The sequence below is a fragment of the Glaciecola sp. 2405UD65-10 genome (assembly GCF_048820975.1).
GTDB lineage: Bacteria > Pseudomonadota > Gammaproteobacteria > Enterobacterales > Alteromonadaceae > Glaciecola.
In genome coordinates, this window is sequence record NZ_JBMEUF010000004.1 from 77,992 (window position 1) to 88,292 (window position 10,301).

Annotated in this window: 10 protein-coding genes; 3 read left to right on the forward strand and 7 right to left on the reverse strand. The window is 40.9% G+C overall.

All coding sequences use genetic code 11. From position 1 onward, the window contains the following. Positions 1 to 24: 24 nt before the first annotated feature. On the reverse strand, positions 25 to 399 hold the full coding sequence (gene acpS, locus ACOI22_RS17110) for a holo-ACP synthase (protein WP_420673360.1): 375 nt from the start codon (positions 397 to 399) through the stop codon (positions 25 to 27). Position 400: 1 nt separating this feature from the next. Then, positions 401 to 1,171, reverse strand: coding sequence for a pyridoxine 5'-phosphate synthase (gene pdxJ / locus ACOI22_RS17115; protein ID WP_420673361.1), 771 nt, complete (start codon positions 1,169 to 1,171; stop codon positions 401 to 403). 325 nt (positions 1,172 to 1,496) lie between these two features. Between pdxJ and ACOI22_RS17120 the strand changes: the two genes are divergently transcribed. Both ACOI22_RS17120 and ACOI22_RS17125 read left to right on the forward strand, forming a co-directional pair. After that, entirely contained in the window at positions 1,497 to 1,706 is a 210-nt protein-coding gene (locus ACOI22_RS17120) for a PLDc N-terminal domain-containing protein (RefSeq protein ID WP_420673362.1), read from the forward strand. Between the two features lies 1 nt (position 1,707). Continuing rightward, a complete protein-coding gene (locus tag ACOI22_RS17125) occupies positions 1,708 to 1,938 on the forward strand; it encodes a PGPGW domain-containing protein (RefSeq protein WP_420673363.1) in 231 nt (76 codons plus the stop codon). Here the strand turns inward: ACOI22_RS17125 and recO are convergent. From recO to pdsR, 5 genes are all read right to left on the reverse strand, one after another. After that, positions 1,931 to 2,656: a DNA repair protein RecO gene (recO, locus tag ACOI22_RS17130; protein ID WP_420673364.1), complete on the reverse strand. Its 726-nt coding sequence runs from the start codon at positions 2,654 to 2,656 to the stop codon at positions 1,931 to 1,933. The genes ACOI22_RS17125 and recO overlap by 8 nt on opposite strands. Beyond that, the gene (gene recJ / locus ACOI22_RS17135) at positions 2,656 to 4,374 is read right to left on the reverse strand and encodes a single-stranded-DNA-specific exonuclease RecJ (RefSeq protein WP_420673365.1); all 1,719 of its coding nucleotides are present in this window, start codon (positions 4,372 to 4,374) and stop codon (positions 2,656 to 2,658) included. The genes recO and recJ overlap by 1 nt, the downstream gene beginning before the upstream one ends. A 129-nt stretch (positions 4,375 to 4,503) precedes the next feature. Continuing rightward, on the reverse strand, positions 4,504 to 6,138 hold the full coding sequence (locus tag ACOI22_RS17140) for an FMN-binding glutamate synthase family protein (RefSeq protein ID WP_420673366.1): 1,635 nt from the start codon (positions 6,136 to 6,138) through the stop codon (positions 4,504 to 4,506). Between the two features lie 131 nt (positions 6,139 to 6,269). Beyond that, entirely contained in the window at positions 6,270 to 8,477 is a 2,208-nt protein-coding gene (gene pdsS / locus ACOI22_RS17145; RefSeq protein WP_420673367.1) for a proteobacterial dedicated sortase system histidine kinase, read from the reverse strand. Continuing rightward, a complete protein-coding gene (gene pdsR, locus ACOI22_RS17150; protein ID WP_420673368.1) occupies positions 8,474 to 9,169 on the reverse strand; it encodes a proteobacterial dedicated sortase system response regulator in 696 nt (231 codons plus the stop codon). Before pdsR ends, pdsS begins: the two co-directional genes overlap by 4 nt. A 221-nt stretch (positions 9,170 to 9,390) precedes the next feature. Between pdsR and pdsO the strand changes: the two genes are divergently transcribed. After that, on the forward strand, positions 9,391 to 10,218 hold the full coding sequence (gene pdsO, locus ACOI22_RS17155) for a sortase-associated OmpA-like protein PdsO (protein WP_420673369.1): 828 nt from the start codon (positions 9,391 to 9,393) through the stop codon (positions 10,216 to 10,218). Positions 10,219 to 10,301: the final 83 nt, after the last annotated feature.

A 10,301-nucleotide genomic window follows, 5' to 3' on the forward strand; every position in this document is an offset into this window, starting at 1 on the left:
GCGTTTGATCTTATAACGCTATTTTTACGACTCTAGTACAACCATTGCAGTGGCATATTCAACTTCATCAGAAATAGATATATGGCAAGACACCACTTTTAGGTCGTTAAACTTATCTAGCAAAGGTGGCATTGGGACAACCATTGGCTTGCCCAGCTCATCATGTTCAATTTGTATCATTTGCCAGCTCAGTCCGTTCCCTATTCCAGTACCAAGGGCTTTAGCTAGCGCTTCTTTACTTGCAAACTTTTTCGCTAAATAACGTGCTTTAGCTTTACTGGCAAAATACTCCTGCAATTCAAATTCGGTCAAAATACGCTGTGCAAAACGTTCACTAGCATTCATTGCCTTTTCTATTCGCGCTATTTCAACAATATCGTTGCCAATGCCTACTATCATGTTACTTGCTTACGTTTGCTAGGGTTTGCTGCAACTGAGCATGCTGACGTGCTTGTTGCATAAGTGTTTGCATGTCACTTACTGCTTTAGCTAAACCATCAAATGCAGCTCTGGCAATAATGGCATGGCCTATGTTGAGTTCTATCAATTGAGGAATAGCTGCAATTGCCTGCACGTTATGATAATGCAAGCCATGCCCTGCATTCACTTTTAAACCCAAGCGATCTGCATACTCAATGCCTTCTATGAGTTTAGCAAGTTCACTTGCTTGTTCGCGTTCATTTTTAGCCTCAGCGTATTGCCCTGTATGAATTTCTATAAATGGTGCGCCGGCCTCAAGCGCCGCTTCAATTTGGGCTTGATCAGCGTCTATGAACAATGATGCCATAGTGCCTTGCTCTCGCAGTTGGCTGCAAGCAGCCGTAATTTTAGATAAATTGCCAGCTACATCTAAACCACCTTCCGTGGTTAATTCTTCACGTTTTTCAGGCACCAAACAGCAGAATTCAGGAACAACTTTTGCCGCTATAGCAAGCATCTCATCGGTAACGGCCATTTCTAGATTCATGCGGGTATTTAATGTGTTTTTTAAAGTATATACATCTTCGTCTTTTATGTGACGACGGTCTTCTCGCAGGTGAATAGTAATGCCATCAGCACCAGCTCTTTCAGCAATATCAGCTGCATGAACAGGATTTGGATATTGAGTGCCGCGGGCATTGCGCAAGGTCGCAATATGGTCAATGTTCACGCCAAGTAAAAGAGACTGCATAATTAAAACTCCATTAGAAGAATATGAGCCCTTCGCTAATGCGCAATAGAGCCTTAATTTGATGGGCAAGAATGATATCAGGTATCAGATAATACACCAATTAAAGGCGCAAAATTTATCGCTAGAGGGCTGTAAAACAATCTATAGTTATTTAACTAGCACCTTAATAACATTGCTAATAATTAGTTAATTTGACCAAATAAACAAAAAGTCACACAATCCATAAAAACTTAACCACCTGAATAATATAGATAAAATTAATGGCATCAGCATTGCAATACTCACACATAGTGAACGTTAATGAGTAAAAGTAAGGGGCGGGTTTATGGAAGTTATTTTTGGCATTTTTGGTTTGTTTATTGGATTATTTTGCATGTTGATTTGGTTTATACCATTAATCATGATTGCAACGTCTAGACGCACCACCGGGGGCGAAAAAGCAGCATGGATTTTAGCCGTTATTTTCATCTCTTGGTTTGCTTGGATATTTTATTTGCTATTGGCACCACTGAAACGTGAACGTAGAGTGTATTAACATGAAAGGTTTGAGAAAATTAGCTATTAGCATAGTAGGCGGATTGTTTGTATTAATCGGTTTAGTATTCATATTGCTGCCTGGCCCATCTTTACTACTTATTATTCCAGGGCTTTTTATACTCAGCTATGAATACCCGCTTGCTAAAGTATGGCTACGCAAATGCATGAAAATAATGCGCAATAGCGCAAAGTACTTAGATCGCTTATTTCGCAGAAAAAGCCTTAGGTAAGTAAAAACAATTCACGGCTTTTAATGGGTTTGTCACCTATTAAGTGGCGAAGGGCTGCTCTGCACACAATTTTTGCGGCCCTTCTTACACTTTGTTTGTCATCATCAAAATATTCCCCTTTTGTCATTTCAAGAATATCTATTCCCATAATAGCTAATTTGTTAGCTGGGTGTGTTTGCACAAAGCCAGAGGCGGCATCAAAATAATAAGCATAGTCAGCTTGAATCGGTTTCTCGCTTTCGCAATCATGTTCAAAGTCAGGCAAATAGCCCATGGTATGCAATAAAGACAACTCAAATTCACGCAAAATTGGCTCTAAACTACGAAGTTCATTACTTTTCACTGAAGATAGCTGCAAAAGCGTGTGTTCATAATTTGCGAATAAATCTTCGAAAGGTTCGCCGTCAGGGAGTGCTCGGCTTAGAATTTCGTTTAGGTAAAAGCCGCAATAAAGGGCTTTCTCATTCAAGCTGAAAGCGACACCGCTTGCCTCAATTTTACCTAAGTTCTTTAAATTGCTGCGGCCACTTAAATCTAACTCGCTTTTTTGAAAGCCTTGTAGCAAACTTTTACGATCAGATTTAACATTACCACGTGCCCCTTTGGCGACTGCGCTCATGCGGCCCTGCTCTAAGGTGAAAAAATCAACCAGCATACTGGTTTCTCTATAAGGCCGTTTATGTAAAACATAAGCGTGGAAGCGTTCAGACTTTGCCACTATTCAACCAGCTCAATACTATTGACCATTAACTGCACGCTGGTTTGCCCTCTAAACTCATTTATATCAAGCTTGTAAGCAAGGCGAATTCGCTTAGCCGAGTTATTGGGCCAGCTTTTTACGTCAACATTAAAGGCAATGGCATCAAAATACTGTTTATTACTTGCGACCGTTAATTTTAAATGCTTTTGCCCCACAATGCGTTGATTAACTATTTCAAATTCTCCGTCAAACTGTGGCTCTTCAAATTTCTGCCCCCAAGGTAAGGCAAACTTTAAGGTAGAAGCTAACTCCAAATTAATTTGTTCGCTAAGTAGTTCGCCGTCTGAATAAATAATGGCTTCATTCGGGAGCCCTTGTGATGCCTCACTTACAACTTGATTCAACAAGGTTTGAAACTGAGGCAGGTCATGCTTTGCAATAGACAATCCGGCAGCCATAGCATGGCCACCAAATTTTTTAATTAAATTAGGCTGTAATGCGTCAATCCTTGCAAGCATATCGCGAATATGAATACCGTCTATAGAGCGAGCGCTGCCTTTAATAAAGTGTTCATCTTCATTTGCAAATACAATGGTTGGGCGGTAATAAGCTTCTTTCAAACGCCCCGCTACAATACCCACAACTCCTTGGTGAAAATCTTCGCGATATAACACCAAAGATGCAGGCATATTATGTTTATCTACCTGAATTTGCTTTAAAGCCGCTTCAGCATCATCGCGCATGCTTTGTTCTATTTCGCGCCTTGATTGATTAAGCGCATCTAAGTCAGCGGCATATTGCGCGGCAGCAGAAGCATTAGTACACATTAAACATTCAATGCCATACGACATATCTTCTAAGCGCCCAGCGGCATTTAGGCGAGGGCCTATCACAAAACCAATATCACTTGTACAAAGCTTTCTGTAATCTCGATTGGCAATGTTAAGTATGGCAAGTACGCCGGCGCGGGTTTTTCCTGCCCGTATTCTAGCAATCCCTTGGTGCACTAAAATCCGGTTATTTTTATCTAAAGTAACCACATCGGCCACTGTACCAATGGCTACAATATCTAGAAAGTTGGCCATATTCGGCGCTTTTAGCTGCTTTTTAACGAAGTAGCCTCTGTTTTGTAATTCATTTTTAAGTGCAGACATAACATAAAAAGCGACGCCAACACCGGCAATATGCTTTGACGGAAACTGGCAGCCAAATTGATTTGGGTTAACAATGGCTTGCGCGTCAGGCACTTCTTCAGCTGGTAAATGATGATCCGTCACTATCACTTTTAGGCCCAAAGAATTTGCGTGTTTCACCCCTTCAATGCTACTTATGCCATTGTCGACGGTAATGATTACCTCAGCGCCATCTTGATGTGCTAAATCAACCACCGGCGAGGTTAAGCCATAACCATAATCAAAACGATTGGGGACAATATAAAATACATTGCTATAGCCCATTTCCGCTAAGGCTAATATACAAAGCGCAGTACTGGTGGCACCGTCAGCGTCGAAATCGCCAACAATGCAGATCTTTTGCTCTGCTTCAACGGCATCCGCTAATAAAGACGATGCTGCATCAATGCCTTTCAGGTGTTTATAGTGCAGTAAATCTTGTGCTTGGGTAGAAAGCTCACTGGCATCGCTGATGCCCCGCTGGCGCAAAATTTTGTCCAGCAAAGGATGAGAATCTTGAGTTATTGCCTCAGAAGAGCAAGGCTTACGTCGCTGAATTAACACTACACACCACTACATATGAAATAAAGGCCATATTCTATATGAAAGCCCTGTACCTTGGTACTAAGTATTTATTCCCTAGCGCCGAGCCTATTTTACACATGTTTACAATAGAACGCCTTACTGTGGGCTTTAGCTTACCGATTGTAACTGCTCATTTATTTCAGAAAGATTCTCCACCGGCATAAATGTTTTTTCCGATGATTCGTTATAATCAAGCTTGTATTGTTCAGGGATTTCGTCTTTAAAAAATGCTCCCTTTTCAAGCAACGGAAATATTTGATCGTAACGTTTAACCTCTTGTTGGTTTACGCGCCTGAAAATATGCGTTCTATTCACTTCATATGGGTGGGTAATGCCCGCTGATGATAAAATATCAACTGCCGCATGTACGGTTTTGCGCTGGAATTGATACACACGTTGCGCTTTGTCTGTAACAACTAAACCTCTCGATAAAGCCGGGTCTTGAGTGGCCACTCCTGTTGGACAATGATTAGTATTACAACTCAAGGACTGCACGCACCCAAGTGCCATCATCATGCCCCTAGCGCTGTTACATATATCTGCGCCAAGGGCTAAATTTTTCACTAAATGAAAACCCGAAATAATTTTACCACTTGCGATTACTTTTACTTCGTCACGTAAACCAAAACCGGTGAGGCAATCATCTACTAGGGCCAAGGCTTCTCTTAAGGGGGAGCCAATAGAGTTTGAATACTCTAAAGGTGCTGCGCCAGTCCCGCCTTCACCGCCGTCAACGGTAATAAAATCAGGTGTGATATTCAAGGACACCATTGCCTTACATATAGCCATAAATTCACTTTTACGGCCAACCGATAGTTTAAAACCAATTGGTTTACCGCCACTTAATTCACGCAATGTCTTAATAAATAGAACAAGTTCAAGTGGCGATGAAAATGCAGAATGACCTGGGGGAGAGTCTACTTGTGTATGCGGTTCAACCCCTCGTATCTTGGCAATTTCGGGAGTATTTTTCGTAGCCGGTAAAATACCACCATGACCAGGCTTAGCGCCTTGTGATAATTTAATTTCGATCATTTTAATTGCTGGGTGAACGGCCTGTTCAGCAAACTTATTCGGATCAAAGTTACCTTCTTTTGTTCTACAGCCGAAGTAGCCCGTTCCAATTTGCCATACCACATCCCCACCATGCTCTAAATGATAAGGACTTACGCCGCCTTCGCCAGTATTGTGATAAAACCCACCCTCTTTAGCGCCTTTATTAAGTGCTTGTAATGCAGGTTTACTTAAGGAGCCAAAGCTCATAGCTGATATATTTAAAATACTTGCTGAATAGGGTTGTAAGCAATCTTTTGAGCCAATAGTCACTCTAGGCTGGCAATTAACATCGGCTACACTTAGCGCTCCAATACTATGACCAATCCATTCATAGCCCGTTTTGTATGTATCTACCTGAGTACCAAAGGGAACTGTATCTCGACTATTCTTAGCGCGTTGATACACAATTGTTCGAAACATTCTTGAAATGGGAGCGCCACCGGTGTCTGACTCAATTAAATATTGCTGAATAAAAGGGCGAATAGATTCCATGAACCATCTGAACCTGCCTATTACCGGGAAGTTTCGCATAATGGCATGCTTACCCTGGTAAGTGTCGTAGACTGCTAAAAGCAGCAAAGGAAAGCTGATAAATAACGTAAATAATGCAGCACTCACGCCAAATAAAGCAAGTGCTCCAAATAAAACATTTAACAGCAATAGCGCTATTGTGATCGGGTTGAGCATAAATTCTTCCTATAAAAAATGAAAAGCTACCTAATTGACTCAAGCGCTCTGGTGCTAGAATAAGCTTATAATTTACTGAGTTATTTTACTAGCAAGTGTTTAATTTGATACTCATTTTAGCCCGGTGCGGTTTAATGCCCATTGAAAATAAGTAAAACAGTTACACCGCTATGGTCGGGTAAGTTTTCAATGCTTAAGCGAGCACCATGGTAACTTGCAATCATATTGGCAATAAACAAGCCTAATCCAAGATGAGACTGTTCTGAGCTTGTGGACTTTCTGACCGAAATCATAGAGTTTAGAAGTTGATCTTGCATGTTTTCGGGTAACACGGGCCCTAAGTTAGTCACACTAAGTGCAAGTTGTGTATTTTTCTCGAATAAGCGCACGTTTATTTGTGTGCCCTTTTTTTGAAACTCAACCGCGTTTGATACAATTTTATCAAGCATCTGGGCAAACAAATCAGGTGAGCCCTGTATGGGACGTTTTACCAGCGCGGCCTGCATTTTTTCACTTATTTCTATATCTAAATTCAGCTTAGCGTCAGAATATGTCATTTGATATCCCTGTATACATCCCTCAAGCAGCTTAACAAGATCAAACGTTTCTAACTCTCCTTTGTTGATTGCGTGCTCAAGCCGCGTGGCTTCACTCATACTATTGAGTATTTTACTCAAACGTGAAATACCTTCTTTGGCTCTAGCAATATAGGTTTGTTGGTCTTCCTTGTTGGTACTCATTTCTAAGTTATCTAGTGATGAGTTTACCACCGCAACAGGGGTACGTAATTCGTGTGATAAGCGAGATGCCATTTGCTCTAAATATGCATTATATTGCGAAAGTTTGTTGAGAACTTGATGGAAAGAGCGCGATAAGTCGCCAATTTCATCTGTAGTTTTTGAGGGCTGTAACTCCCCAATGATCTTTCCATTCACGTCAATCGCTGATTCCGTTTCATCTCGTAAAGACCGAATTCGGCTCGAAATACGCGAAGCAAACAAAAATAAAGACAAAGTGGCTAATATAATTATGGCAATAATAAAGTGAAATTGTTTTTCAAGGGCGGCATTGCGTAAACTTCTAATGCCGTGAGTAGTTTGCTCAACCACGACCGCGCCCATTACTTCGTCATTGATAAATATAGGATGAGCAGCTGATAATATTACGGCTTTGTTATCAGGGCTCAAGCGCCAAAGGGTTGATGGACTTCCATCAAGCGCTTGGGCAATGTCACTGCCCTCAAGCGCGAATGCATCTGCTAAGTCATCTATAAAATCAGCAGGCGGTTTTGTTAATATTTTATAATACAGTGGCAATAATACGCGCTCTTCTAGCAGCTCCCACATTTTCAAGGGCTCCGATAGCGCCTGAGACTCTTCATAATCATTGTTACTTTTGCCGCTTGCTAAGCCATCAGCTTGTTGAATATCTCCAGAACGTGCAAGCACGCGCATATGCTTATCCACCACCCATACTCTGGCACTTGAATATTGCAAGCCTTTTAATATATTTTCGATTTCTGGAGAGGGCAATAATACAGTGCCTAAAGAGTCAGATTGGCTCGGATTAGCTGTGCCCATTACATAATTAACTTGACGCACGTTTGCGTCATCAACATCGGATAAGGCAAACGCAATTTTGCTTGAGAGCATGTTTAAGGGGAAGCGTAATTCAATATTATAACCTTTATCACTTACTTCCCATTGTCCTTGAATTCTGGTTTCTAGATCAAGCGCTTTAATATTCTCTGCATTCATATCAAGCTTATAGGCATTTACCCAACCTGCTCGATAAGGCGAAATGACATAACGCTCAAATTCACCTTCGGCATTAATTAAGGCAATTTGAACAAAGTCATTTTTGTCAACGCGTAGTGCGTTTTTGTTACGCCAAACAAGCTTGTTGTCTGTTACTTCAAACATGGCATATAGATATTTGTCATAGCGCCCAACCATGTGCTTGAAACTTAAGCTGGCCGGCTCGTAAACAGCACTTTGTTCAAGTAAATTAGCACTTCCATAACTGAGCATTTTGTCGCTGTAGTCTTGCCAATCAGAAAGCTCACCATCTAATTTAATGGGGTAGGCAATATTGTGTGCGTATAAATCAGTGCCAGGTCGAATATTTGACAAAAAAGCAGATTGTTTATCAAATAATTTAGGCCGTTCGTGCAGGGCCGTTGCTACGGCGCGTGCCGTACCCACAAGGGTTTGCTCTTGTCCTATTCGTAAATAACTCTCAAGTTGCCATACATATTGGTAACTCAAGTAAGGAATAAAAAATAGGAACGATGCAAAGAACACCAATTTTGCACGCAGGCCAATACGAAGAGGTTTCATTCTTTGACTTTCCACCTATATCCCATGCCATATACGGTTTCTATGCAGTCAAAGTGCGCATCCAATTGCACAAATTTTTTGCGTATTCGCTTAATATGAGAGGTAATAGTTGTGTCATCAACTACCATTTTTGATTCATCCATTAGCTGCTGGCGGCTTTTTACGTGGCCTGAATACTTTGCAATTGCATGCAACATCCAAAACTCAGTAACCGTTAAATCAAGCGAATTACCTTGCCAACTTACACTCATTCTATCTGTATCCATGAGTAATTCGCCTATAGATACTAAATCTTTAGCTTGTTGGGGTAGGTTTAATAACTCGTTTCGCCTAAACAATGCCGCTATACGCGCAAGTAAATGTGGCAAGCTAATATCTTTTGTTAAGTAATCATCTGCGCCCATGCGTAACCCGCAAATAGTATCAAAATCATTATCACGCGCAGTAAAGAATATAATAGGCAATGTAGCAGATTGCGCTCTTAGTAACTGACACAAAGTAAAGCCACCGTCTATATCGTTACCTAAGCCTATGTCAATAATGGCAAGATCAGGCAAATTTAATTTAAAAGCCGCTTGCGCTGTTTGACGATCAGCAAAGGCTGATACCTTGTAACCTTGCTTGCTTAGCGCGGCAACATAGTTTTCTCGCAGAGCCTGCTCATCTTCTATTAACGCTATGTTTTTTTGCATATACCTTTTGCCTAAATGCTTGCTGAAATAAATACCTTATAAAAGGAGATGCCAGTATCAGCTAAATTAAGGGAAATCAAAACCCTTCTACGTCAATTTCCATTTTTTCGCCACAATTGACCTCAAGATTGCCATTTTCACTCCCCTAAATAGCCTAAATATAAGTGTTTAATGTTCATCAACCCAACAAGAGCAATACAACTTTACCTATATTGGAGAATATGATGAAAAAACTAATGTTACTTAGCACTATTACTATTGGACTTAACTTGGCTATTTCACAATCAGCATTTGCCTCTTCTCAAGTTATCGCAAAAGAGCATGACTCAAGTGTTAGTCAAGAAAAGAAAAATGAAATGATTGGCTTTGGTTCAGGTGCCTTAGCTGGTGCAACCGTAGGCGGGCCCTTAGGCGCATTTATTGGTGGTATATTCGGCTTAATGATTGCTGATGATATAAATACCGATGAAGAACTGCAGCAAAACCAACAAACCTTAAGTCAATTAAACCATAGTTTACGCGAAGAAAAAGTGCGTTTAGCCACTTTGGAGTCTGACTACAAAGAGTTACAACACCAGCAAATGATGCAATTGGTGGCGTTTGATCAACAGCAGAGCGATGCATGGTTAAACGATTTTTCAGATTTTGAAACATCTATCCAATTTAAGACAGCTTCGTCTTCTATTGAACAAACATACTTAGAACAGCTTGATGGCTTGGCTAAATTGCTAAAGACTTATCCGCAACTAATGGTCAATCTAACGGGCTTTGCTGATGAACGAGGCGATGCCGCTTACAATCATTCCTTGTCATTAAAACGTGCTGACGCTGTTAAAACCTATTTACTTAAAAACAAAATTAAACCCTCGCAAATTAACACACGCGCAGCAGGTGAAGTAACGGTAATCAATACTACTCACAAGAGCACGCAAACGCCTAACGCAACGCAGGCAGCTGGGTTAAGAAAACCTAGCGAAGAATTATTCTTTGACCGCCGCGTAAGCATCACCTTACTAAATTCGGCGAAGCACTTAAGTGCCGCTAATTAAGTAGGCTTTGAGTAACCAAGCTACACATAAATAACGAAGGGGACTTTGAAGTTATTCCTAGCTACAAAGCCCTTCTTTAAGCC